Consider the following 23,530-nt stretch of genomic DNA (forward strand, 5'->3'; position numbering starts at 1 on the left):
AACTGATGTCCCAGAAGTCCTGATCTTGAAGTGCCCGGGCCGACTCCACGTCTGTAACGCCAGCGGCGTCGAAGCACAGCCTGGGCTGCAGCGAGGACGCGGGCCAACTCTTTCAGGCTCGCGCCCGGGACCTTGAGGATCATCGTCATGGGCCGCATTCTCGCGATTTCTCACGACACGCGTATTGGCGTAGGACCGCGAAACGCGACGGGAGACTTGGGGCAGTGCACCGCGCGCTGGACGTCCGAGCTCAGTCGGAGGCCCATCGCCAGTCCGTGTGCGAGCGGCTACGCCTGACTCAATAGCCCGGGGCGCGACCAGGAGCCGAAGCGGGCCAGAGGTAGGCCTCTCCGACAATCTTTCATCGACAAACTTTATTCTTCCCGTACACCCTCGCTCCGCCTTGGCAGGTGTTCCGTACGGTTATCAATCGGTGACCGGCTCGTCGAAGTTGCCGGCCCGAGGCAGGCCTCTCCGACGATCTTTATTGTCATCGACGAACTTTATTCTTACACGATGACGGAAGCGACACCGCCTTCTCCTCAGAAGCCGTGCGGTATATCATGAGCAAAGCGAGCCCAGCCGACCTCTTTCCCCCTCTCGGCCATGCTCCCCGTGGGCTCAGTTCCCACCTGCCTCTGCTCCCGCACGATCAAGTCCCCGCGGGACATCCTCCCCAGGGTTCCTCAGTTCTGCTCGAGCTCGATTCGTGAATGAACCGATTCCAAATGGAGGGCGCGGCCGGCCCGCCGCGGCGGGAGGAGGGGCGTGTCCTGACGGAGACAGGTCGCCGACGGGGTGTGTGCAGACGGCGCCTGGTACGACGGCTTTGGTGACCCGGCTAGGTCGAGCGATACGAAACCGACCCAGATGGGTCACGTTCCTGAGGGAGCTGATCCGGATGGGAGCAATCGCCAGATCAGCTCGACCACCAACTCGTCGTCGCGTACGTGAGACAGGGTGGGTGTCGCCACGCACGCGGTGGGCTTCGCCTGCGGGATGATCCGCGCGAGTTCAGATTCGGCTCGAATCGAGCGACGGGTGGGACACAGATCCGGCCTGGCCCCGGCTCTTGCGGGGCTGGGTTCCGGTGGGAACGAGGGTCTACGGGGGTGAGGCCGGGACGGTAGGGGCGCTGGCGGAAGGTCTGCTTCATGATATACCGCATGGAAGCAGAATCTGCGCAGATTTTTTCAGGAGGGCACCACTGCCCCAGCTGGATTTCCTAACAGAGACCTGAGATTGGCTGCCTTGTTTGGAGCATCGGCCGCGGCGCCGGCCTCGACCAGGCGCTGCGCCGTTTCCTTCGCGGCATGCAGTTGCGCGTAGGCGACGATCGAGCGCCAGCGCTGCTGGAGGAATTCGATGTAGTCCTGGGGCTTCCAGGCCGTGCCCGCGGCCGTGCGGGCGTGGCCATAAAGACCAATGGCCCAGGCGTCCGTGAGCTCCACGACGGCGGTGCGCCCGTTGGCGAGGACGCCGACGTCGACGGCAAAGGGATGAGCGTTGCCCCGCGCTTCGAGGTACAAGACGGTGCTGTTGATGGCGTTCTGGACGACTTCGGCGGTGGGCTCTGGCGCATCGTCCGCACCATCGGCGTCGTAGCGGGCCCGGGCGAGGATTCGGCCGGCAGCGTCCACGTAGTAGCGCCACTCGCACACGAACTCGACCACCTCGGAGAGCCAGACGCGGGTGCTGGTCTTCAGCTTGGCGATCGCGGCGAGTTGCTCTGCCTGGTACTCCGTGTGCTCGGCGCCCGCGCGGGGGTCGTAGACGAAGCCAGAGAACGACTTGGTGGCCACCGGCTTTACGAAGATCGGCTCCTCGATGGCCTTCAGCTCATAGAGGACGCCGGCGCGGATCTCCCGGCGCAGGAAGTCGGCAACGGGCCGGTAACCCATGGCGTCCGGCTCCGGCACGCCCCGCACACCCATGGCAGCGCGCACGAACTCGACCGTGCCCACCGGAAGGATTTCGCCCGTGTAGTTGGCCAGGGCCGCGCGGGTGTCCAGATTTGCCTCGAGATCCTTGAGCAAGATCCGCTGGGTCGGCATGCCGGTCAGGGTGGCAGCCAGGAGCGCCGCCCGCACTTCGGCCGTCGATTCCTGCTGCAGAACCGCCAGAACGGGCGAACCAGCCGGGGCCACGGCGGCGGGAAATCCGAAAGCGGCGCGTTGAAGTGTTCTCACGGCGTAACCTTGCGCGTTTATTTGTTCGTGTAAGAAGATCGATGCGGATAATAAGACGCTAGAGCGCTTGGACCTTCAACTTTTCGAACTTCTGCATGAACTCCGCGACACCGACGCCACACCGTTTCCCTACGGGCACCTTTCATCACGACGATTCCGCCCCGTCCGGGCCGTCGATCCGCGGCTCCTATGAGGCCTTCAAGGTCCTATGCGCCGAGTTCCTGCGCGCTGCGGACACGGCCGACGCCGACGAGCTGGAGGAGGGCGCGAAGTGCGTTGGCCTCGCCTACGTGGGCATCCGGTGGGACGACGAGAACCCCTTCCACAAGATCCACCGCGCGGCCGGCGCGCCCGCGCTGATGCGGATCGTGACGAAGAAGGTGATCGAGCGTGAGGTGGTTCTCGCGCGTGAGAAGCACGAGGCCGAACCCACGCGGTGCGCGCCATGAGCGCCGTACACATCGAGCTCACGGTCCCGAGGAACACCACGAAGATTTCCGTGGGACCAGGGCTCTTCATTTCGATCGAGGGGGTCGATGGTGCCGGCAAGAGTGGCCACATTCCGGCCCTCGCCGATGCCTTCGAGCGCGCCGGCCGGACGGTGGTGGTCACACGGGAGCCCGGCGGCACGCCGCTCGCCGAGCAGTTGCGCACGATGATCCTGACCCAGGCGATGGACCCGTTGACCGAGGCGCTCCTGTGCTTCGCCGCGCGCCGGGACCACCTCCAGTCGGTGATCGCGCCGGCGCTGGCCGCCGACCAGGTCGTGATCTGCGACCGTTTCACCGACTCGACCTTTGCTTACCAAGGCGGCGGCCGCGGCTTCGACCTGGCGACCTTGAGCGCCCTGGAGGCCATGGTCCAGAACGGCGACATGCTGGCCGCAGCAGGTCGCGCGCCGCGCGATGGCACCCGTGGTGGCCTGATCGAGCCGGACCTGACGCTTTTCTTCTACCTCGACCCGGCGATCGCAGCGGAGCGACTCGCCGGTGCGCGTGCGCCGGACAAGTTCGAGAGCCAGCCGATCGACTTCTTCCATGCGGTGAACAACGGGTACATCTCGCGGGTACGCGCCGATCCGAGCCGGTTCGCCCTGGTCAACGCATCCCTGTCGCGCGAGCAGGTCTGGACGGATGTTCTGGCGATCCTGAGCGCTCGGCACCTGGTGGACGCCGAGGACAGCGCCGCAGCGCCGGCAGCGCGGGAAGGTTCACTATGAAGCCCGAGTCACGCGAGATCGCCCTGGCCAAGCAAGTTGCCGACCTGCGGGCCGCTCTGGGCTTGGCCCGCGAGGCCTCTAAGGACATGCGACGGGCCGGCCGGGCCGAGGCACTGGCAATCCTGCTGGCGCACGGCGCCGAGGGCATTGGCGACTTCATCGGCTCGCACCCCATTGCCGACACGGGCGATTTTGGCGAGCACTGGGAGAAGGAGAAGCTGCGAGAGCTGCTCGACCTCACGGGCGACGACCCGACGCTCTCCGTGATCGACCGCCTGGACGGCAAGTACTGGGGTCACGTCGCGGTGATCGACGAGCTGCGCGAGCGCGCCCCGGCAGCGGCGATCCGCGGGAACACCTACGAATCCATCACCGGAGCGCTCGACTTGCCCGAGTTGTCGGGCGACTGCACCCAACGCATCAATCAGTTGATCGAGAAGGTGCAGTGTGCGCCGGCAGCTACACTGCCTTCCGAAACGAATGCGGACGATCTGCGCGCCCTCGGCTGGAGCGTCGCGGTCCACAACGACTACAGGCTCCGCGGGGAGGCGCATACCTTTTGGCTCGTGACGCGTGGCAACGCATGCCTCAAGGGTGAAGGTCGCACGGATGCCGAAGCGCTCGACAAGATCCGCGCCGCCCTTGCCCAGGGCGACGGGGCGCCCGCATGACGGCCGAGGCGCGCGATCGGCGCCTGGCGCGCGCCATGCTCAAGCACCTGACCTATCGCAGCCCCGGCAGCAACCCGTCGCCGATCGGCATCTCGTTCTCGAACCACGAGGACACCTGCGAGCAGATGGATGAGCTGTGCGAGGAAGCAGGCTGGAAGCCGAGCAGCCTGTCGGCGCAGCAGCGCGTGTGCCGAGCCGTTGCTCTACGCCTGTGGCAGGCCCGAATCGTTGAGCGGGGCAGGCTGACGAACGGCGAACGCGATGCCCGCAACGAAGCGACCTGGCAGCACCGCTACTACCTCCCGCCCAAGTGGCTGGTTCGCCTGGCGCCCGAGGACTGGAAGCACCTGCGGTACCGGGTCGAGGAATGGTCCACGCCCGAGCAGGAGCTCGACATGGCGTTGAATCGCGCCTACCCCCTGAAGGAAGAGAAATGACCGAGGCCCTGCCTGGCCAAGAAGCAAGAGAGGCTGGCCTGCCGAGCGAGCCGCTCTGGGATCGCAAGGGCAACGTGATCCACGCAGCGGTCGACCGCCTGGGTGCTGCTCAGCGAGCTGCTGCCGCCGCTGCCTCCGGCGCAGGCGAAGCGACGGAGGCGAGCGAACGACGACGCGCGCGAGGTGCCCCGCTCATGAGACTGACGGAGAACCAGCGCAAGCTGTTCGACGCGATGAAGGCCGGTGTCGTGGTGCGAGGGGCGCGCACGCGTGACAAAGGCTTCTTCTGCTTCCGCGCAGACACCAAACAGCCTTGCACCGCGGCCGTGCACGCCCTTGCAAGGAAGGGCCTCGCCAAGGCTGTGGTGCGCGGCGAAGTGGTCTACGTACTCACCGGACTGGAGCCCAGAGCTTGAACGCGATCATCATCGATGAGCAGCTCCTGCAAGAGCTGACCCAGCGCTACGAGCCCACTGTGGTCCCAGTTTGCCGGGTCTGCGGCGCGGCATTGGAGGTGGCGGCAGTCGGTGGCGGCAGCCCCACTCGCTATGCCTGCGCGACACAGAGCGCCAGCGTCCTGCCGACCGACTGGGATCACTACGAGCGCAGTCGATGGGAGGACCGGCGCCAGGGCGGAGATGAGGCTGTGATGCAGCTGATCGCGGCGTACCGCGCGCTGATGGCGTCCGAAACGGCCGCCGAAGCAGAGGAGAGCGGGAATCAGGGTTGAAGCAACGGCCGCCGTGCCTGCCCGGCTCCGCAGCTGCGAGCGGCCTGGCGCAGGGTCAATCGTAGAGGCCCCCTCAAGGGCTTGCTGCCACCTCCAAAAAGTCACCTATTCTGCAAGCGTGCGGCAATCGCGTCAGCGACCTCTTCCAACCGCATTGACCCCCAGTAGAGGGCGGAAATGTTCCTCAGCTGGTCAAAAGGATCGGGCCAAGGTTCTTCGAACTCAAAGCCTTCCGCGAAAACGGGGATGATGAGCTTGCCCTTCCTCAGGGCATGCTTCAGCTCTTCGGCGACGTAAATGCTTTGTGCCGTGTCTTGCGAAAGCAGTATGACGAATACGTCTGCGCGGTTCAGTGCCCTGTCGGTCACTGTCTCAGCTCCACGTGGGGTCCTGCTGTGTAGAACGTCGTCCCCCGTGAAGGCTGAAATTTCATGCTGCTTCGTAAGAGCAGCGCTGAGCTCCCGGGCGCGTTCGTAGTCGGAGTCGGAACCCCCAAACGACACAAATGCACTCAGTCGCCTTGCATTCGCGGCGACCGCAGCAGCACGCGGATCAAGGGTCTGAATGTCGTGGACGCTAATTTGATCAGGCGAGATGATGACGCCAGGAGGAACATTCTCGCGCTCCAATCTCGCGATTTCCAATACGGTCTTCTCAACCTCAAGTTCGGCCTTCTTGAGATCAACAGGGGCCTTCTTGATATCCGCATCGAGCCTTTTCTCCGTCTTGCGGAGCATCAACAGATCGATGATGGCTCGAACGGCATCTCCAAGCATGTCATCTCCCCCTAGAGGAAATTGCCAAAGCTGAATCGCTCATGGTCGCTTCGCCCACTGGAGCGGCCGCATGGCATCGCCCCGAAATTAGCGAGCTTAGGTGCAGACGGACGATAAGTGCAAATCGGAGTGTCTCGGAGCTTCGCGGAGCGGGCCGCCGAGGGGGACCAGGAGGTGCTCTCGGGTCGCAGGCCGCAGGGGGGGGCGGGCCACGCCTGGGCAACTTATCCGCGGGCGCAGCCGGTGGGACGGCGGTGGGAGAGGGCGTCAGGCTGAAGACAGCGCGCGGGGAGCGGGTGGGCAGACCTGGGCGCCCGCAGGGCCTGTTTACACGTGCGTGGACAGCAGGTTGTCCACAGTGGGCGGCCAGGAAAGCCGCTACCTGGCCCCGACGGCGAAGGGCGTTGGCATAGGGCCGAGCGCGGCAGGCGTAGGGGTACTGCTCCGCACTGGTTCGGCCCGCGCGGGAGGTACGAATGGGCTCGGCATGGCACGCAAATTCGCTCCCGAATAGGTCACCGCAGCAGGGGGCGTGGCCACGGCTTCCGCAGCTGCTGGAGCCGGCTCCTCGACTAGTGCGGACGCTTTGATCGGCGCAGTCGGGATTGCGGCCACATGCGGCGCCTCCAGTTTCAGGCCAACCGGGAGCATCCCGGCGCCCGCCGCAGCGCTCGCGTCGTCGCTCACCATCCACGAGCCCGTGTTCGCGATCCGCGTCAGGCTGATCCGCTCGCCGGACTCCCAGGTGCAGTGGAACACCACCGGTGGCGGCGGGGCATCCGCCGGCGCAAAGGGATCCCGATCGGGTTCGCGGCGCTCGTCGCAACCTCGCAGCGGCTGGCGATGCGCGAACTCATTGATTTCTGCGAACTTGCCGCCACTGAGCGTGGTGGGCAAGCCCGCGGCAATCAGGCGTCCGACGACAGCAGTAGCAAAGCGCGAGTAAGCGGCCTGGGCCTCCTCGGACGTCGGCGGCTCCTGCGCGGCTGCCGCCTGCACGCCGCCCAGGCACAGGGTGACCAGTCCGATGGATCGATTCAGGCGCATTGCCGCTTCGTCCTGGGTGTGGTGTTGCTCATCAAGATTCAGATTCCACGCCATCAACCTCGCGCGTTTTTCGTTCGTGTTTGTATTATGGCGCGGACGATAAAATAACATCGATCAGCCGCACAGGTCAACGTGCACCCTCAACGAAAGGTTTAGATGTCGAGCACCCCAGCCGCATACGACGGCAATCAGATCAAGGTCCTGCGCGGACTGGAAGCGGTGCGCAAGCGCCCAGGCATGTACATCGGCGAAACCGGAAAAAAGGGCTTCCACCACATGGTGTGGGAAATCCTCGACAACTCTATCGACGAGGCGCTTGGTGGCAACTGCGATCGCATCGAGGTCCGAGTCCACAAGGATGAGGCGGCAGAGCAATCCGCTGACGCGGGGAGCACAGCATGAAGCACCCGGCGGGTGGCCCCCTACCGGAAGCGGTGGTCCACAAGCGTATCGCCAGGTTGCGCGCAACGCTGGATTCGATCCGACGGGAAGCCCACGACGACGCCGAACTGAGACAGCGCGCTACCGAAGCCCTGGAGGAGGACGACGAACTCGCCGCATTCGTCGACGCCGATCCCCATCCTGAGAGCGCGTTGGAGTGCTCGATCGCGCCGCCTGCTGAACACCATGGACTGGACAACGCGCATCAGGTGCTGTTCTATGAACAGGACTTCTACGTCCTGTCAAATTTCAGCAGCTTCACGCTGATGTGGGAGGGCATTCGCTTCGATACCTCTGAGGCCGCCTATCACTTTGCCAAGTTCCCTGGCTGCAACATGCTGCGCCGCGCCATCGTCGCCGCACCGTCAGCACACGAGGCGTACAAGGTTGCAGAGCGCAACAAGGATCTTCGCCGCCCCGACTGGGATGCTGTGAAGGTGGACATCATGCGCAGCATCCTGCGCGCCAAAGCCCATCAACATGAGTATGTGCGCCGCAAGCTTTTGGCGACCGGCGGCCGCGAGCTCATCGAGAACTCCTGGCGCGACGACTACTGGGGCTGGGGCCCGATCAGGGATGGCCAGAACATGCTTGGCAAGCTTTGGATGGAGATCCGGTCCGAGCTTCGGCGTGAAGCCAAAGGCAGCGCGGCGCACGAAGAAATCCCGGCCGGACAGGGAAACGGCGGATGAGTCGACGCGTCCCTCCGAGGCTGACCTCGGCCCAGAGCGCCGACCGGTGGCGCCGGTACTACCCTCGTCTGAAGACGTTCCAAGCGGAGCATGGACACATTCAGCTGCCGTACGGCGGTCCCCTTTTGCCGCTGAAGGCATGGCTTCAAAGCCAGATTCAAGAAGCTCGCTCGCCCGACTACGCTCCGAAGAGACGAATGCTGCTCGAGGCATTGGGCTTCCAGTTCGAAGCTGACATCGACGTAAAGGTCTGGCATCTCCGTATGTCGCAGTTGCGGGAGTACATCGCGGCGAAGAGCACATGGCGCGTGGGGCCTGAGGAGCCCGAACTCCAGTTGTGGCTATCCGTTGCGCGCAGGCAGGCGCGTGAAGGATCCGTCCCTCCATATCTCGTGAGCGACCTCAAGGCTCTCGGGGTACCGATTGGGTATCTGCCAAGGGGCCCCTCCGCTCAAAGTGCTCGCCTTCCCGCTCCAGCAAGCGAGGAGTACGGCGCGGACTGGGACGCCCCCGAAACAGAGCGCCCACGATGAACCTAGGGCAGTAAAAAAACTAGTCGTTTGACCTAGCGCGATCTCGATCCGAACTGCAATCATGAATCGCGAAACGGACACGAACCGAAACATGAATCACATTCACCCTCAGACCTTGGCTGCAACCAAAGCCAATCACTTTCTTGGGACTCAAACCGGCCTGCGCCGCGCCGGACACAAGTGCCGCCTTTGTCACTTCTCCCTCAAACGGGAAGACGGTGACGACATCGCCACGGGACTGTGCGCATCATGCAAGGTCAGTCCCGAAGCAGTAGAACTGGCTCCCGCGCCCGGGGTGTTGAACGGTGCAATAGCCACCCAGCCCTTCGCAAACATGGTCGCGGCGGTGACGGGCAAAAAAGTACCGGTGCTGCCTAGGGCCTTCAGCGAAGCAGACCTCGCCCTCATCCGGAAGATCGGAGCTTTCATGCCGGCGCCAAAGCTGCTCGACATTCTGAACGAGCGGCTGACCTGTGATCTCGGGTCCGACGAGGATCTGTACACCCTGGAGCAGCTCAACACAGCCATCCAGGAAGTGCATGGTGGCGGCGATCCAGCCTCGCTGGGGCGTGACTGGCCCAGCGTGCGCAAGCTGCTAGCCCAGGCCCGCCGTGCTGGCGTGCTGGACCAGATCAGCGAGCACGTGATCAACGACTTCGCGGTGGTCTTCCAGCTCAACGCCAAGCAGGTGGTTGAGCTCAAGGACATTGTGCTCGGCGCGAAGGAGGACTGAACCCATGAATCCAGACACCAAACACTCATTGGTTCGGCGTGACGAGATGATGAACGCCGTTCTCAACGTGGGCGGGCAGGCGATCGACCTGTCCGAATACGCAACCACAGGTCTACTGGCCGTCGGCGTGGGCCCCCGCGGCTGCGGAAAGACCAACATCGGGCAGCTGATCGGCGAGCAGCTCGCCAATCAGGGCTGGGTCACCGTCGTTTTCGACCCAGAAAGCGAAATGGAATTGATGTACGGCGACGCAGTGAAGGACGAGGAGGAACTGCGCCAGTGCCTGGAGAATCGCAACAGGAAGATTGTCGTCGTTCGGGCGGCCAATGCGGCCGAGTTCGTGCCCTATGGCCGGGTCGTCTTGGATGTGGCGGACCGCATCCGTAAGCCCCTCTTCGTGGTCATTGACGAAGGCCAGCTTTTCAGTGCGTCGCGCAAGCGCTCGGAGAGCATCGGCGAAGCGGCGGACATCATCAACGAATTCGTCGGCCGAGGCCGCAAGCGAGCACTTGACCTGTACGTCACGGCTCTGCGCTACACCGGCAGCGTGCACCGGCTGATCTTCGCCAACAAGAACCTCACGTTCATCGGATGCCAGGAGGACGCCGCCGCATGGTCGGCGCTGGCGCCGCAGTTCAAGGCCTCTGGCATCGACTTCGGCGATCTGAGCGCATTGGCGCCTGGCGAGTTCTTCTGCATCAGCCGTCGAGGCATCGAGAAAGTCAAGACGCCGATGGCCGAAGCTCTCAAACGTGTTGCGCCCGCGGCCAAGGCCGTCAGACGAGCGCTGCCCGCGACCTTCAGCCAATGGGATCGCGCCATGCGCAACATCCCAAAAGAGCGTTTGGAGGCGCTGACCGACCCGGTGATGACTCTGCTTGGCAAGGTGGCGGGGCTATCGCAGAAGCAGATGCTGGCGGGCCAATCCGCGCTGCAGGATGAACTCGAGGTTCGTTGACTATGGCCAAGGACGGGGGCGGCTTTGATCAGGACCTGCTGGTTACGGAACGAGACGGCGATGTTGACGCTGGCGACAAGCTGGCTTGGCAGCGCTTCGTGGCCATCCACGGCAAGGGTGCGCTGAATCGCGACCTTGCCGTGGTGCTGGGCCGCACCATGGCGGAGATCGAAGGGGCGAAGCAGGCGCTGGCTGGCAGCGGCGGGCGCACCTCGCAAAAAGGAAGGACCGGCTTCGAAGATCTCTACGAATCGTGGCACGGGCGCCCACCCCATGATGAAGAATGGCCGACGCCGACGTACTACGCGCGCAGGCGATCCTACGAATGGATGCCGCCCGAAGTGGCGCTGCTGGCAACGCTCGTTGGTCAAATGGCACCGGTGGAGATCGCTCAAGTCCTCACCACGCGTCTTCAGAAGGTAACGGGCGATGCCATGGCGAAGCGGGACCGGATGGCCGTGCAGAACCAGATCGCGCGCATGGGCCTGACCTCCTCTGACGTGCTCGGCGGACTTACCGTTGCGGCCGCCGGCCGGGAGGTGGGCTCATACACCCTCGTGCACCAGGCCATTCGAAACGGTCTCCTGAAGGCACGCACCGTGGGTCGCCACCTGGTCATCCCGCACAAGGCCTGGAAGGAATGGAAGACGAAGATCAAGGCTCCTCCTGAGGGATCTGTACAGCTGAGCACACTGAAGGGGCCCCTGGGGATTGCGTCTGACAAGCTCAGCGAGTTTGCCCGCATGGGCTACGTGCCCGACGCTGTGCAGGTGAAGCCCTACGGCACCAAGAATCTGCGCACGACGCAGTTTGGCAGCTGGTATGTGCCCGAGGAAGTTGCCGAGCAGTTGTTAGAAGACCGCCGCGCCGGACGGCCAATGCCTTGGCACGGGAAACCGCTGCTGGACAACCTCAAGGTCACCTTCCGTCTCTGGCAGAAGCGTCAGCATCCCAGGGGTTGCGCGACATGCGCGCAGGTATGGGGTGAGGATGGCCCTCCAAGGACCTTCGAGGACTACGTCGCTCGCTATCCCGCACTCGACCACGGCGCGAAGCGGCATCTGACGATGGTCTGGAACCCGGGCCTGACCATCGCCGAAACGGCTCAGCAGGCCGGCCGCACGGAGCAGTCGGTGCGCCAGGCGATCGCCAACGGGATGCTGGCCACGACGAAGGTTGGCCGCACTCTGCACATCACGCGCACCGACGCGACACGCTGGATCGCGCGCAAGTGCCCCACTGGCGACAACGAGAAGTCATGGGTCTCGATCGAGACCGCGATGAAGCAATATCTCTTCACGCGAGCCGAACTGAACGACTTTGTCGATCGGGAGGTGCTCAAAAGCAAGATCGGCACGGACGGAGCCATGCGCGGGATTCGGTACGTGTCACGCCACCAGTGCGCTCAGTTGCGCGAGAAACTGGGCTTCACGGAAGAACAAGCCGCGGCGCGCGCCAGGCTGACCGTACCTCAGTTGCGAGCGCTGCTCAAGGGTGTCAACTGGCGCGGCGCCAAGGGAGTTCCCCTCGCCACCTTGCAGGCGGTAATCAAGCGGGTCCAGAGCCGACAGGGTCTCACCGTCAACGAGGCGGCCGAGGCGCTGGGGGCAACCGCAGAGTGGATCACCGATTGCATCGCCGACGGCACGATCACTGTAAAGCGCAACAAGTGGGACGATCGGCTCTATCTCACCCCACCGATGCTCGAGCGGTTGCGCGCGGCCCAGTTTCTACCGACCAAGCGCCTACGGCTCGCGGCGGATTGGGGGCGCCTCTCCGAGGCGGCGGGCCTGGCGGGCGTATCGACAACCACGCTCATCCGGTGGGGCGAAGCAGGCGATGTCCGGCGCACGCTAGCGGCTAGTGGCTGGCACTATCAGCTGGACGACGTGCGCGCGCGGGCGCGCCTGTACTGGAAGACCGTGCGATTCAAGCGCGCCCGTGCGCCGGCTTGGCTGCGCGCCGAGCTACAGGCGGCCGGCACAGCTGGGCCAGCCACATGTACTCCCACAGCACAGGCCCCGACCGCCGTGGCCCCAAAATGCGGCGAGTCCACACCGCGTTCATCCGCACATTCGACTTCCCTCTCGGACGCAGTGGTCCATTGGATCGGTGCGCCAAAGTTCTATGTGCGCCCGCTGAAGGAGTTGCGAGCGCAGCGCGTCGCTTTCGACGGGTTGCCAAGCGAGTCGCCATCGGCGCTTCGCATCGCGCTCACCAAGGACTATGCCAGGCTGAACGACCTCGACTTCGTGCCCTTCGAGGACCTCGATGCCGAAGACCGACGCGAAGCGATCGGACAGGCCCTGGCGTTTGTTGGGGTTTCAGAACGCCACCTCGATGCGGTGCAGCGGGATCGAGTCCTGGCGGCCATCGGGGATCGCTTGGGCACACCCAGAGACGAGAGTCTTCAACTTGCTCATTTCATGCGCTGAAGCCGCGTCCACGCTTTCCCTCTGCTTACAAATTAACCACTGAGAACGGACCGATGAGCCTCCCCATTCAGACCCAATACGAAGACTACCTGCGCCACATCGACACCCAAGGCGTTCAGAAGGGTGATCGCACCGGCACCGGCACGAAGAGCGTTTTCGGCTACCAGATGCGCTTTGACCTGACGAAAGGCTTCCCGCTCGTCACCACGAAGAAGGTGCACATGCGGTCCATCATCCAGGAGCTGCTGTGGTTCCTGACCGGCTCGAGCAGCAACAACTGGCTCAAAGAACGCGGCGTCACCATCTGGGACGAATGGGCGGGGGAGGACGGGGACCTGGGGCCGGTCTACGGCGTGCAATGGCGCAGCTGGCCAACACCCGACGGCGGCCACATCGACCAGATCCAGCAGGTGATCGACACGCTCAAGACCAACCCGGATTCGCGCCGCATCATTGTCAGCGCCTGGAACGTTGCCGACCTGTCGAAGATGGCGTTGATGCCTTGCCACGCGTTCTTTCAGTTCTACGTCGCGCCGGCACAGGAGCCCGGCGGTCGTGGCAAGCTGAGTTGCCAGCTGTATCAACGGAGCGCGGATTCCGTACTTGGCGTCCCCTTCAATATTGCGAGCTACGCGCTGCTCACGCACATGGTTGCGCAGCAGTGCGACCTCGACGTCGGTGACTTCATCTGGACTGGTGGCGACTGCCACATCTACAGCAACCACAAGGAGCAGGTGGCGCTGCAGCTTTCGCGCAATCCGTACCCGTTTCCCACGCTCGTGATCAAGCGCAAGCCTGATTCCATCTTCGAGTACGAGTACGAGGACTTCGAGGTGGTTGGCTACGAGCACCACGCGGCCATCAAGGCGCCGGTCGCGGTGTGAAGGAGCCTTCATGCGAGAACTGTTCATCATCGTCCCCTTGGTCATGCTTGCTCTGTTGGTCGCTTGGATCATTTCAGATCGATTGAAGCTCAGGAAAGAGCGAGGCCGTGACTACCAGTGGTACCTAGGCGAGCACCCCGGCGCCCTCAAGAATGGGCGAGTGCATTGCCACAATTGCGGAAGTCCGCGCCTGTCGGTGCAGCGCCTCATGAACCGGACCTTCCTTCGGTCCCACGTGTGTGGCCAATGCGGCACCACGCTCTACCACTCCAAAGAATGAAGGTCGCTCGCACATACTCAGGCATCGGCTCGCGCTCGACGCCGCCCAAGGGGCTACAGCGCCTGCGCGACCTCGCAGCGATGCTCACCCGCGGTCCTCGGGCGCTTCACGCGAACGTTCACCAACTGCTCGGACACAGCCTCGACGAGCCATCGGACTTTGTTCTTTGCTGGACGGCGGATGGCGCTCAGTCCGCCGCCGACGTGAACTCCAAGACCGGCGGTACCGGGACTGCCATTCGCCTGGCCTCGCAGCGAGGTGTCCCAGTGTTCAACCTCTCGTGCGACGGCGCGGAGGAGCGCCTGCACGCGTTCCTGGCGCAGCGCCGCGCTGAGCTCATCGCGGCCCCCGATGAAACGGTCGAGCCCGCACCGGAAGACTCGGAGCCGCGCCGCATCGTGCTGAGGTTCCCGGGATGAGAGAGTCTGCCGTCTACCTCACCGACGATAGGGACCTGCCACCTGAGGACCTGCGCACCCTGGTCATCTTTCAGGGCGGCAATGGCGATTGGTACGTTCAGGTGGCCAACCGTCATGGGCGCGCCACGGAGGGGGTTCGCCTCTGCACCTCCGGCGGCGCATCGACCCAGGCCCCGGGCCTGACAACCGCGATCGCCAGCGCGTACCGCGCGATCCTCGCGTCGCAGCGCGGGGAGCCCCAGCCCCAATCCCAGCTAGACCTCGAGGAGGAGGTGGCCGCCTGGCGCGCCAGGTTTCCCGAGCACCGCTTCGAGTTCGGGACTCTTGCCCGCAAACCCATTGAGACCTGAGACATGAGCGAAGAGGACAGCGCGCCTCGGTCTGGTCTTCAGGTTCGCTGCCTGTGTGGGGCGGGTATGCGCCACCAGCCGGACCTGGCGTTTGTCTTCCGGCATGACGCAGCCATGGATGACGGCCTACGGATCGGCGATCCGCGCAAGACCCTCAACAATTGGCTGCGCGCGAACCCGGTAGGCCGCGCGCGCAGCGCGCAGCACAAGGCGGCGGCGGCCTGTTGGAAATATTTCAAGGATGCATCATTGACACGTGTCTACACGGCCGCGGATGGCGTCATGCGAGTCCTGGGAATCCCAGTGGATCTGCTCGAAACTGAGTGATTGGCGTGCCGCGGCCCGAATGAGCGGGCGCCGGACGTCCCTATCCGCGCGCGAGGGGGCCTCGATACCGGGGCCCGCCTTCCATGAGAACCTCCACGCCATCCACAGGTTAAGCCGCTCAAGGTCCAAGGCTCGCAAATATCGCCGAGGGCTCGCCGTCGTGGCTTTCCTGCTACGGCCGCGAATTTTTCTTCCCTAGCGCCGATTATTATCTGCACGCCGGATTCATTGGTGTAGCTCTGCTGCCTCTGGTCGGCAACCTACCGGTATCGCAGGAGTCGAGCCGCCCGAGTTCACGAAGCCATCTTGTGTAGGAGCCGAACGAATGCCCTCCGTCGGAACTAGCGCGTACCAAACAGCCGGGCGTCTGGGTGACGTTCTTGCGCTCATCCAGGTCCTCGCCCTTGATGAGAAGAGCCACAGAAGCAAGGACGGTCTTGCCTCTGAGCTGCAAGGGGAGCCTCGGTCTGCGAACAATTGGCCCCTCGTCGCTCAACAGCATCCAGAGTTCTTTCGTGTTAGGCCGGAAGGGGAGCACACAGTGTCGCTAATCGCGAGGCACGTCTCCACCGAGGGCACGCCTTTGTCTGCGGATCACACGTCCAAACTCCTCCAGCTCGCCGTAGAACTTCATGATCGAGAAGTCCGCAGAGCACAGGCCTGGCACGTTTGGATTCCTCTCATTGTGGCCCTTACCGCAGGCGTGTTCACGCTCTTCGGTATCTGGCTCAAGGGTGTTCTCGGTGGCGGCTCCTGACCAGCCCATCGAGCGGACACGCTCCGGTAAGCTTCGCTTGCCTCCGCATGCCGCTCATGTCCAACTACGAATAAGCCAAGCCAACGCCAAAGCCGACATCAGGGCAGGGCGCAACAGTCGATGCTGATCCTGCGTTCCACGATCATCCTGTTGACCTGCCTGGTGCTTGCGGCCTGCGGCAGCGCACCGACCCTGGCGACGCGGAGCGCGCGGCCCTCGCTGATCTCGACCGAGCAATCCATAGATGCAGCGATCCATGCGATGGGACTCGTTGGCACGCCCTATCGGTACGGCGGCAACACCGTCGATGGTGGCTTCGATTGCAGCGGGCTGATTGGCTATGTGTACCGCGAGAGCGCAGGATTGCCCACGCCGCGCACAGTGGCGCAGCTTGCCGGGTTCGGGGAACCGGTACCGCGCAATGAACTGCGCACAGGAGACCTAACGAGGCTCCGCCTCAGACCGACGAGTGATGTTCGTGGTCGCATTGCGGTTGCGCGCTGGGTGTAAGGTGGCTCCGGTCGAGCCGGCTGGGACGTGCCCAGAGAAGTACGAGCTCGAAGCTCAATGGGGTCCGAAGACCCCGTGGACGACCGGAGCCGAGCATGAAATTACCACATAGCGTTTGCGAAGTCCTGCGCGAGCACGTGGTGCTCGAAAGCGAGTGCATCGACCGGATGTACCTCAACGTCTATGTGCCGCAGTTGCAGCGCATCGGTGGCGTGGTGTGGTACCTGCGTGGTCACCTGGGCCAGCGCTTCGCGTCAACGGCGGGGGTGGCCCCAAAGACCGAGGCGTTCGTAGCCGACATCGAGCGTTTCGCAGCCCACGTCGGGGTGGATCTGGTGAGCTTTTCCAAGCACCAGCGCAAGGACGACATCACGCAGCAGTACCTGCAGCAGTTCGACGCCGATGAAGGCGTGCTGTACGTCGGGCGGGCACAGGAGAAGGCCCGGGTGATGCGCACCGAGCGTCGCCGCTGCGCGCGCACCGGCATGACCTACCCGTGGGTGGTGGACGGCTCAGCGATGGTCAACCACTACTACTTCTACTGCGTGGACCGCGACTTCGGTGCTTTCTTCCTGAAGTTCTGCTCCTACTTCCCCTACAACGCCAAGCTGTGCATCAACGGCAACGAGTACGCCAAGTGCCAGTTGCGCAAGCGCGGCATCGCCTTCGAGGCGCTGGACAACGGTGTGCTGTCCTGTGCCGACCCCAAGGCGCTGCAGCGCATCTGCGATGGCCTGGACGACGGGAAGATCGATCGGCTTCTGCGCAAATGGCTGGCGCGGCTGCCCCATCCCTTCGATCGGCGCGACCGCGCCGCCGGCTATCGCTACGCCATCTCCATCCTGCAGGCCGAGTTCGCGCTGACCCAGGTGCTCGATCGGCCGGTGGCAGGGCGCATCTTCTTCGAGCAGGTGATCCGGGAGAACCTGGACATCGGCCGCCCCGGCCAGGTGCAACTCATCTTCGATCGCCGGGTCAGCCGGCGCACCCCGGGACGATTCCGTACCCGAGTGATCACCGAGGGCGTCACGCCTTCACTGCATGTGGACTACAAGCGTTCACGCATCAAGCAGTACCACAAGGAGGGCCAGGCCCTGAGAACCGAGACCACCATCAACGACACGCGCGAGTTCGGCATCGGGCGGCTGCTGAAGAACCTGCCTGAGTTGCGCCGCATCGGCTTGGCCGCCAACCGGCGACTGCTGGAGATCGAGCAGATCAGCCACGACTGTGCGCTGGGCGACGACGCCTTCCAGCGCCTGCAACGGCCGCGTCAGATCGACAGTCAGCGTGTCCCCGCGCTGCGCTTCGGCGACGCCAACGCTCAGGCGCTGCTCAACGCCGTGCTGATGTTCGTCTTCGCCGCGCGCGGATTCACCAACAAGGATCTGCGCCAGGCCTTCGCCGTCTTGCTCGGACGGCGGCCCCAGGACATCACCCCAGGGCGCATGAGCTACGAGCTGCGCCGCCTGCGCCTGCATGGCCTGATCGAGCGCCTGCCCAGGACCCATCGCTATCGACTCACCGAACAGGGGCTGCGAACGGCGATGTTCTACACGCGCGTGTACTCGCGCATCCTGCGCCCAGTCATGGCACCGCTCGTGCCCGCCGCCCCGGCCAATTCACAGGCCGCATTGCGCACCTTCCATGCCGCCGAAGCAGCCGTCAGTTCATGGTGCGACGAGGCTCACATCGCTGCGTAGAAGAACTTGACTCAATCAACACAAACTCAAGTCGGTCAAGGAATCTAGTGGTGTTCGGCGGCGGCAGACCCACCCACGCGGGCATCTACGTTGGCGAGAACCGATTCGTCCATGCGCCTTCGACGGGCGGGGAAGTGAGGCTTGACCGCCTCGATGGGCCGTACTGGTCTCGCCAGAGGATGGAAGTCAGGCGGCCCTGAAGTGCCCACCTCGTAAGCAGCGCCAAGCGCGGCTCGGCAAGCCAGCGATCTGCGATCATCCTGCGCGAAGGGAATTCAATCTATGTCCGCAGTTTGCTCATCGTGCGCAGTGGACCCGTTCCTTCGGACGGCCATTGAGGGAGCTGGAGTTCCAGATCGTTGCTCGATCTGCAACAGTGACAGTCCGCGGACGCTCGGAGCGGCGTCTCTGAGCCTGTACGCCCGAGTCTTCATCGAGAAGCACTTCAGACTCTTCCCTGACGTTTACGAACGGCATCACGGGATGCCGCTTGAAGAAGTTGTGGCGAAGGTACTTGGACAACGAACCGGGCTCGAGAAAGGCATTGCAGATCTTCTCGTGGAACGCGAAGGCACCGAGGGCTCCCTTTTCGAGCTCGGCTCGACTTACCAACCGATGTTGCTGCACGTGGGGACCGCGCTCGCACCGTGGGCACGGGCTACTGACGCCTTGAAACACAGGCAGAGATTCTTCAGCGAAGAGATCCTGAGCCTCTTCAATCGGCTCTTCGCAGATCTGGAGGTCATGGAAACGCCGCCCATCGGGTTGATCGACGATACGCCATCGCCGGTGGTACACGAGATCACCGCCGGCGCCAGCATCTTTCGTGCGAGACGTCTATCGTCGGAAACGAGGTCCATGGAGGGGATCTTCGATGCAGCGCCGACCTGGTTGGGTGCGCCCCCAGCTCATCTCGCGTCCGCAGGCCGGATGAATGCGAAGGGAATCCCTGCCTTCTACGGGGCGGGCGATCCCGAAACCTGTTTTGCAGAGATGCGGCCAGGCATTGGGGAGAGGGTTGTGATCGGGAGATACCGTGCTGCGCGTCACCTGCGCATATTGAACTTCACCCGCTTCGGGCTCGCCGAATCCACGCTTCCGTTGAGCTACCTCGATCCCGAATTTGCAACCAAGGCCCACGACCGCTTGCTCCTCAACCAGCTACACCATCAGATCGCGCGCCCCGTCTTGCCAGACAGAGACCATGACTACTTGATTACGCAGGCCCTAGCCGAGTACCTTGCATTCGTCCGCCGGCCTGGTTTCGACGGCCTTATGTTTAACTCGGTGCAGCGCGCCGAGGGCGTGAACATCGTGCTGTTTCGAGCGAGCGATTCTTCTGCTGACGAAGCTGTATTTCCCGTCGAATGGTCCGGCGAGCCGCCGGCCGTCTGGGAGACCAAAGATGTTCGATACGAGTCGGAGGCAGTTCGAATCGGCGGGCAGTTTGGACGCTACGCGATCGAGCCTCAGAAAGGGACGTATGAGTGGTATCGGCAATTCGACGACCAGCTGGAGCCCTGATCACTCTCCGCCGCGATGAATTGACGCGCGCTCTATGCCGCCAGCCGATGCTCGTAGTACGGCCGCGCGCGATCGTCGAGGATCGCGTACTGGGCAGCCAGGTTCGACCGGTCCGGATTCAGCCAGGCGTCGACGTTCTCGGGCTTGATCGGGATGATGCAGCGGTCGTGGCCAGCAGCTGCGACCTCGGGCGGCGGCTCGTCGGTGATCGCGGCGAAGGACAGCAGGTCGGGCTGATCGGGCGCGCGCCAGTGTGACCAGAGGCATGCCACGAGCATGTCTTGCTCGGGTCGGGGCCTGAACTCCAACACGACATTTTTGCCATCTCGATCCACGTTTTCGTAGAAGGCGTTCACGACCATGATGCCGTGGGAGAAACCGAACAGGTCCTTCCAGAAGCCTTCAAGGTTGTCACGCCTGGCGTTATACGTGCCCGGATAGGCGCTGTCATATCGCACTGGCTTGCCAGCCGGCCTGCACTGATACCGCATGGGCTTGATGACTCGCTGGCCATCCTCCCAGATCATCACTGGGGCATACACGCCAGGGAAGATCCGGGCGTCGCGTTCCTTAGGTTCCACGCGATTCAGGTCAGCGAGCTTGCCGCGGGCCCATTCGATCTTGTCGGTGGCGATCCGCACGTCGTCGGTCGCCTTCTTCGTGGTCTTGACCAGCAGGCTACGCTCTGCATCCGCCAGGCGTTTGCGCTGCTTGAAGAGCTCCTGCTCGAGCTTCGTCGCCTGCTCGGCGTTGAAGGCGTCGATGAGCCCCTTGATCTCGCGCTCTTCGTCAGTCTGCGGATCCAGGAATAGCGCGTCGACGGCCTTCGGGATCTTGATCTTCGGGTCGCTCTGCCGCTCGAAGTAGAGCTTCGAGAAGGCTCGGATGCTGAGCACGCCGCCGAACATGCGCACGAACTGCTTGTACTCGGCTCGGATCTGGGCGGAATAGCACATGCGCGACATTTTGCTTGTGCATCGAGGCCCGCGGCAAGCCAGCTTTGTTACGGACGAGCTGGGGTTGCTCAGGGGTCGGCCAGGTGAACCTTTGCAGGCACGCCCGATGGCCTACCTCAAAGCCGGCACGCCAAGCGCGCAGCCCGCGCCGAGCAGCACCTGAATAATCGCCAAGCTCTTTCTGTCCTTCAGCATCGACCAGACGCAGGTTCCCGTGGTACCGACCAAGATGGCCGCGGCCAGTTCGTTCAATGTCATGATGACTGCTTCGTTCAGTGGGAGAGGCGTCTGGCGACGGCGCGCCATCCTGGCCAGGTCGTCGTGTCGAACGGGCTCGAGCTTTCGAGGGCTTCCTCTGCCCATTCGGCGAGCGCGTCGCGCTCTTCGACAGTCATGTTCGGGGCCATGCGGACGATGCGCTCGAGGTTCAGCATGTACGGGTGGGCGGCGAACGCTTCAGAGGGTTCATTCATATCGAGCCATTCTGCCGATCCGCGCCCCGTCCGTCTGCCCGCACGAGTTCGCAGAAGTTAAGATCGTAGCCACACGCGCTTCGGCATCAGCTTCGGAATCGGATCAAGCCGCGGCGCAGTTCTGAAGAGAAACCACGACCGCGTTCGAGCCGTCGTCATAGAACTCGGGGCCAAGGATCGTGCCAGTCATCAGGCCGGCCTTGAAGCCAGGAGCGCGAGTGGTGCAGGTGAAGTAGATCTTGTCGCGCTTGTTGATGTGAAAGAAGCCCTCTTTGCCCAGGTTCTTGGCATCAAGCTTGGCTACCTTCCCACGGAGCCAGTCCGAGCCTCCACCCCCCTTCTCCTTCTTGATCGCCAGTTTGATCGCCTGATAGTCCAGCGTGCCGGGAGCGCCGGCAGAAGCTGATCCCTTCTGGCGAGCGTTCTTCGAGGCATCGGCCTTCGATGTGGGTGCGAGCGCAGGAGCTGGGCCGGGGGAGGAGGGTGCAGTCGCCACCGGTGCTGCGGGAGCTGGCGCCGCGGCTCGGGGTTGAATGGTGCAGCCGGTGAACAGAATGGAGGCCGCAGCAACCAACACGAGAGACTTCGAGTTCATCGATCAGGATTCAGAGTTTTGATCCGACGAGTCTGTCACCTCCGATGCTGATCGCGCTAGGTTGAGCGTGCAGAAGTTCACGCCAATGGGCGTTCAAGTACTCACCCGCCGCTCGTGCGTTCCTCTCTTGGACTTCCTTCAGCTTCCTCGGCATCTGCCAGGCTAGAGCGAGCCGCTCGGCTGACGACCTGTTTCAGCGTCGGCGGAAAGCAACTGGAAAACTTCTCCATCGCGGCCTCACTCAGGCCGCTTTGGGCGAAGCATTCTCGCCAGTTCTGTCGAACGGCCGCCTGGATTCTGTCGTGGATTTCGGCTGCCTGTGTTCGCGACAGGTCGAAGCTCGCGCACTCGCTGAGGATGTTGTCGCGGGTCGGTTCCGCGTCGTCGCCCACGCGCATTGCCTGAACGCGCCTCTGCGTTGTCGGAATCCGAGGGACCATGTCGTAAGCACCTGACAAACGGAAGCCGACGCCCATTTCATCGGCGACGAAGCCGTGGTTGCGGTCGTGGTCGTCCGTGTTGGACACGACGCAGTTGAACACCATGCGTCCGAACAGTTCGTGCTTGTCCGCGAGCGGCTTGGCGCTCCACCGCGTCAGATCGCGCGCCAGGCCGGGATAGCTTCCGGTGTAGGAGTTCTCGTTGACGCCTGAGGACCTGAGGACCGTCCGTCCGCTCACGAATGCGTCGCGGCACCACGCTGTGACGCCGTCCCTGTTCTTCACGGCCGTTCGGTCGAATCGCTTCACGAGTAGGAGCTCGGCGCCGTCGATCGTGACGATCTCCGAATCCACCGTATCGATGCCGCAGCGCTTGGCGAGCGCGTGCATCGCATGCTCGAGGCGAGCCACCGGAATTTCCGGGTCATCGTGGCGTGAGGGAAACTTCGCAAGCCACTGGAACGCATCGTCCGCGATCGTCAGCTTTGGTCGAGCTCCGCCCATCGCAGTGTTCGGGCGGACCCAGTTCTCGAGCGCGGGGTCTTCCTTGCGTCCACGTTCGATCCCCGCAAGAACACCGACCGCGGCCTTGAGCACGTCGCGCCCGGAAAGGCCGCGTTGCACTGGCGGCACGTCTGGCGCTTCGCTGAAATCGAGATTCCCCACCCGGTCGCCCTGGCTGCGCAATAGGTATCCGACCGGTGACTCGGGCTTGCCGTACATCAGGTCGATCACCCCGCGGCCCCAATCGTCGGGCGATGCGTCGACGAACACGCCAAAGAAACCGAGCTGCGCGGTTGTCGGATGCTCGCCGTCCCGAAGCGGAAGCATCACGGGATCGATCGGACGCGCGTGGGTTAGGGCCAGATAGGACTTGGCGTAAACGAACTTGCCGACGCCGCCGGCGGAGGTCTTTTCATTGTTGAATCGCCCGCACAAGGTTGGATGGACGTCGCCTGGGAGGTACACCCAAACGTATGCCTGATTCGACGGGGGTTGATCGCGCTTAGAAGTCATTGTCGACCTTCGTTCCCACGCGCACCCGCTTGGTCTGGGTCGAGAGTTCCAACGCCAGGCCGTCGCGGTCCAATCCCGGATCCGCGAGGAGATCAACCTCTTCGTCGAGACCGAGCGCCCAGAGCGCTTTGACGTATGCGCCGATTCCCGTGTTCAGCTCTCCGCGCTCGATGGCTTCCATGGTCGATCGGGAAACGCCCGCACGCTGGGCAAAGTCTTCGCGCCGCAGCCGCCGGCGCGTGCGCGCCGCACGGATTCGCTGACCCAGGCGCTGGACTCGGTCCACGACCGCATCGGGATCTGAGGTTGGAATACTTGCCATAGGAAGCATTATCTATGTTTACGCCTGATATGCAATGTTTTCATCAAGCTTAAACCACGGTTCGCAGTGAGCGCATCCCGAGCAATCGGGGCGAAAAAACCCCGACATTGGC

At 63.5% G+C, this 23,530-nt stretch carries 29 protein-coding genes and 1 pseudogene; 21 read left to right on the forward strand and 9 right to left on the reverse strand.

Annotated features, from left to right (window positions below):
• Positions 1 to 1,193 precede the first annotated feature (1,193 nt).
• Complete coding sequence (locus tag ACSQ89_RS40980) at positions 1,194 to 2,189, reverse strand: ATP-grasp domain-containing protein (RefSeq protein ID WP_436297871.1); 996 nt, start codon at positions 2,187 to 2,189, stop codon at positions 1,194 to 1,196.
• A 95-nt stretch (positions 2,190 to 2,284) separates the two neighbouring features.
• On the opposite strand from ACSQ89_RS40980, the gene ACSQ89_RS40985 reads away from it, so the two are divergent.
• From ACSQ89_RS40985 to ACSQ89_RS41010, 6 genes are read left to right on the forward strand one after another with little or no spacing between them, the layout of a single operon-like run.
• Positions 2,285 to 2,638: a hypothetical protein gene (locus tag ACSQ89_RS40985; protein ID WP_436297872.1), complete on the forward strand. Its 354-nt coding sequence runs from the start codon at positions 2,285 to 2,287 to the stop codon at positions 2,636 to 2,638.
• Positions 2,635 to 3,408 (forward strand): dTMP kinase, encoded by a 774-nt coding sequence (tmk, locus tag ACSQ89_RS40990; RefSeq protein WP_436297873.1) that lies wholly within the window; start codon positions 2,635 to 2,637, stop codon positions 3,406 to 3,408. Before ACSQ89_RS40985 ends, tmk begins: the two co-directional genes overlap by 4 nt.
• Entirely contained in the window at positions 3,405 to 4,079 is a 675-nt protein-coding gene (locus tag ACSQ89_RS40995) for a hypothetical protein (RefSeq protein ID WP_436297874.1), read from the forward strand. Before tmk ends, ACSQ89_RS40995 begins: the two co-directional genes overlap by 4 nt.
• Positions 4,076 to 4,516, forward strand: coding sequence for a hypothetical protein (locus ACSQ89_RS41000; RefSeq protein WP_436297875.1), 441 nt, complete (start codon positions 4,076 to 4,078; stop codon positions 4,514 to 4,516). The genes ACSQ89_RS40995 and ACSQ89_RS41000 overlap by 4 nt, the downstream gene beginning before the upstream one ends.
• On the forward strand, positions 4,513 to 4,932 hold the full coding sequence (locus ACSQ89_RS41005; RefSeq protein WP_436297876.1) for a hypothetical protein: 420 nt from the start codon (positions 4,513 to 4,515) through the stop codon (positions 4,930 to 4,932). Before ACSQ89_RS41000 ends, ACSQ89_RS41005 begins: the two co-directional genes overlap by 4 nt.
• Positions 4,929 to 5,246, forward strand: coding sequence for a hypothetical protein (locus tag ACSQ89_RS41010; protein ID WP_436297877.1), 318 nt, complete (start codon positions 4,929 to 4,931; stop codon positions 5,244 to 5,246). The genes ACSQ89_RS41005 and ACSQ89_RS41010 overlap by 4 nt, the downstream gene beginning before the upstream one ends.
• 101 nt (positions 5,247 to 5,347) lie before the next feature.
• Here the strand turns inward: ACSQ89_RS41010 and ACSQ89_RS41015 are convergent, their stop codons facing one another.
• Both ACSQ89_RS41015 and ACSQ89_RS41020 read right to left on the reverse strand, forming a co-directional pair.
• Entirely contained in the window at positions 5,348 to 6,022 is a 675-nt protein-coding gene (locus ACSQ89_RS41015) for a toll/interleukin-1 receptor domain-containing protein (protein ID WP_436297878.1), read from the reverse strand.
• A gap of 378 nt (positions 6,023 to 6,400) precedes the next feature.
• Positions 6,401 to 7,123 carry a hypothetical protein gene (locus ACSQ89_RS41020; protein WP_436297879.1) on the reverse strand — a complete coding sequence of 241 codons (723 nt, stop codon included), beginning with the start codon at positions 7,121 to 7,123 and terminating at the stop codon, positions 6,401 to 6,403.
• 102 nt (positions 7,124 to 7,225) lie between these two features.
• Here ACSQ89_RS41020 and ACSQ89_RS41025 point away from each other — a divergent pair, with 102 nt between their 5' ends.
• From ACSQ89_RS41025 to ACSQ89_RS41095, 15 genes and pseudogenes are all read left to right on the forward strand, one after another.
• Entirely contained in the window at positions 7,226 to 7,471 is a 246-nt protein-coding gene (locus ACSQ89_RS41025; RefSeq protein ID WP_436297880.1) for a hypothetical protein, read from the forward strand.
• Positions 7,468 to 8,202 (forward strand): NADAR family protein, encoded by a 735-nt coding sequence (locus tag ACSQ89_RS41030; protein ID WP_436297881.1) that lies wholly within the window; start codon positions 7,468 to 7,470, stop codon positions 8,200 to 8,202. The genes ACSQ89_RS41025 and ACSQ89_RS41030 overlap by 4 nt, the downstream gene beginning before the upstream one ends.
• Complete coding sequence (locus tag ACSQ89_RS41035; RefSeq protein ID WP_436297882.1) at positions 8,199 to 8,735, forward strand: helicase associated domain-containing protein; 537 nt, start codon at positions 8,199 to 8,201, stop codon at positions 8,733 to 8,735. Before ACSQ89_RS41030 ends, ACSQ89_RS41035 begins: the two co-directional genes overlap by 4 nt.
• Positions 8,736 to 8,826: 91 nt before the next feature.
• Positions 8,827 to 9,468 carry a hypothetical protein gene (locus tag ACSQ89_RS41040; RefSeq protein WP_436297883.1) on the forward strand — a complete coding sequence of 214 codons (642 nt, stop codon included), beginning with the start codon at positions 8,827 to 8,829 and terminating at the stop codon, positions 9,466 to 9,468.
• Positions 9,469 to 9,472: 4 nt separating this feature from the next.
• Positions 9,473 to 10,426 carry a hypothetical protein gene (locus ACSQ89_RS41045; protein ID WP_436297884.1) on the forward strand — a complete coding sequence of 318 codons (954 nt, stop codon included), beginning with the start codon at positions 9,473 to 9,475 and terminating at the stop codon, positions 10,424 to 10,426.
• A 2-nt stretch (positions 10,427 to 10,428) separates the two neighbouring features.
• Positions 10,429 to 12,861, forward strand: a complete 2,433-nt coding sequence (locus ACSQ89_RS41050) for a hypothetical protein (protein ID WP_436297885.1) — start codon at positions 10,429 to 10,431, stop codon at positions 12,859 to 12,861.
• Between the two features lie 53 nt (positions 12,862 to 12,914).
• Positions 12,915 to 13,745 (forward strand): thymidylate synthase, encoded by an 831-nt coding sequence (locus ACSQ89_RS41055; RefSeq protein WP_436297886.1) that lies wholly within the window; start codon positions 12,915 to 12,917, stop codon positions 13,743 to 13,745.
• 10 nt (positions 13,746 to 13,755) lie between these two features.
• Positions 13,756 to 14,025, forward strand: coding sequence for a hypothetical protein (locus tag ACSQ89_RS41060; protein ID WP_436297887.1), 270 nt, complete (start codon positions 13,756 to 13,758; stop codon positions 14,023 to 14,025).
• The gene (locus ACSQ89_RS41065; RefSeq protein WP_436297888.1) at positions 14,022 to 14,444 is read left to right on the forward strand and encodes a hypothetical protein; all 423 of its coding nucleotides are present in this window, start codon (positions 14,022 to 14,024) and stop codon (positions 14,442 to 14,444) included. The genes ACSQ89_RS41060 and ACSQ89_RS41065 overlap by 4 nt, the downstream gene beginning before the upstream one ends.
• The gene (locus ACSQ89_RS41070; RefSeq protein WP_436297889.1) at positions 14,441 to 14,794 is read left to right on the forward strand and encodes a hypothetical protein; all 354 of its coding nucleotides are present in this window, start codon (positions 14,441 to 14,443) and stop codon (positions 14,792 to 14,794) included. The genes ACSQ89_RS41065 and ACSQ89_RS41070 overlap by 4 nt, the downstream gene beginning before the upstream one ends.
• 3 nt (positions 14,795 to 14,797) lie before the next feature.
• Positions 14,798 to 15,121, forward strand: coding sequence for a hypothetical protein (locus ACSQ89_RS41075; protein ID WP_436297890.1), 324 nt, complete (start codon positions 14,798 to 14,800; stop codon positions 15,119 to 15,121).
• An 877-nt stretch (positions 15,122 to 15,998) separates the two neighbouring features.
• On the forward strand, positions 15,999 to 16,388 hold the full coding sequence (locus ACSQ89_RS41080; RefSeq protein ID WP_436297891.1) for a C40 family peptidase: 390 nt from the start codon (positions 15,999 to 16,001) through the stop codon (positions 16,386 to 16,388).
• A 95-nt stretch (positions 16,389 to 16,483) separates the two neighbouring features.
• Positions 16,484 to 18,091 (forward strand): hypothetical protein, encoded by a 1,608-nt coding sequence (locus ACSQ89_RS41085; RefSeq protein ID WP_436297892.1) that lies wholly within the window; start codon positions 16,484 to 16,486, stop codon positions 18,089 to 18,091.
• A 14-nt stretch (positions 18,092 to 18,105) separates the two neighbouring features.
• Positions 18,106 to 18,291: pseudogene (locus ACSQ89_RS41090) on the forward strand (C40 family peptidase); the annotation flags it as partial.
• 283 nt (positions 18,292 to 18,574) lie between these two features.
• On the forward strand, positions 18,575 to 19,615 hold the full coding sequence (locus tag ACSQ89_RS41095) for an RES family NAD+ phosphorylase (RefSeq protein ID WP_436297893.1): 1,041 nt from the start codon (positions 18,575 to 18,577) through the stop codon (positions 19,613 to 19,615).
• 32 nt (positions 19,616 to 19,647) lie between these two features.
• Here ACSQ89_RS41095 and ACSQ89_RS41100 read toward each other — a convergent pair whose 3' ends face one another.
• From ACSQ89_RS41100 to ACSQ89_RS41125, 6 genes are all read right to left on the reverse strand, one after another.
• Positions 19,648 to 20,571 (reverse strand): SOS response-associated peptidase family protein, encoded by a 924-nt coding sequence (locus ACSQ89_RS41100; RefSeq protein ID WP_436297894.1) that lies wholly within the window; start codon positions 20,569 to 20,571, stop codon positions 19,648 to 19,650.
• A gap of 111 nt (positions 20,572 to 20,682) precedes the next feature.
• Positions 20,683 to 20,829 carry a hypothetical protein gene (locus ACSQ89_RS41105; RefSeq protein ID WP_436297895.1) on the reverse strand — a complete coding sequence of 49 codons (147 nt, stop codon included), beginning with the start codon at positions 20,827 to 20,829 and terminating at the stop codon, positions 20,683 to 20,685.
• 14 nt (positions 20,830 to 20,843) lie between these two features.
• On the reverse strand, positions 20,844 to 21,005 hold the full coding sequence (locus tag ACSQ89_RS41110) for a hypothetical protein (RefSeq protein ID WP_436297896.1): 162 nt from the start codon (positions 21,003 to 21,005) through the stop codon (positions 20,844 to 20,846).
• A 142-nt stretch (positions 21,006 to 21,147) separates the two neighbouring features.
• Complete coding sequence (locus ACSQ89_RS41115; protein ID WP_436297897.1) at positions 21,148 to 21,639, reverse strand: hypothetical protein; 492 nt, start codon at positions 21,637 to 21,639, stop codon at positions 21,148 to 21,150.
• 101 nt (positions 21,640 to 21,740) lie between these two features.
• Positions 21,741 to 23,096 (reverse strand): type II toxin-antitoxin system HipA family toxin, encoded by a 1,356-nt coding sequence (locus ACSQ89_RS41120; protein ID WP_436297898.1) that lies wholly within the window; start codon positions 23,094 to 23,096, stop codon positions 21,741 to 21,743.
• Positions 23,086 to 23,418, reverse strand: coding sequence for a helix-turn-helix domain-containing protein (locus tag ACSQ89_RS41125; protein ID WP_436297899.1), 333 nt, complete (start codon positions 23,416 to 23,418; stop codon positions 23,086 to 23,088). Before ACSQ89_RS41125 ends, ACSQ89_RS41120 begins: the two co-directional genes overlap by 11 nt.
• Between the last annotated feature and the right edge of the window lie 112 nt (positions 23,419 to 23,530).

It is taken from the genome of Variovorax sp. LjRoot175, from assembly GCF_964253805.1.
GTDB lineage: Bacteria > Pseudomonadota > Gammaproteobacteria > Burkholderiales > Burkholderiaceae_C > Variovorax.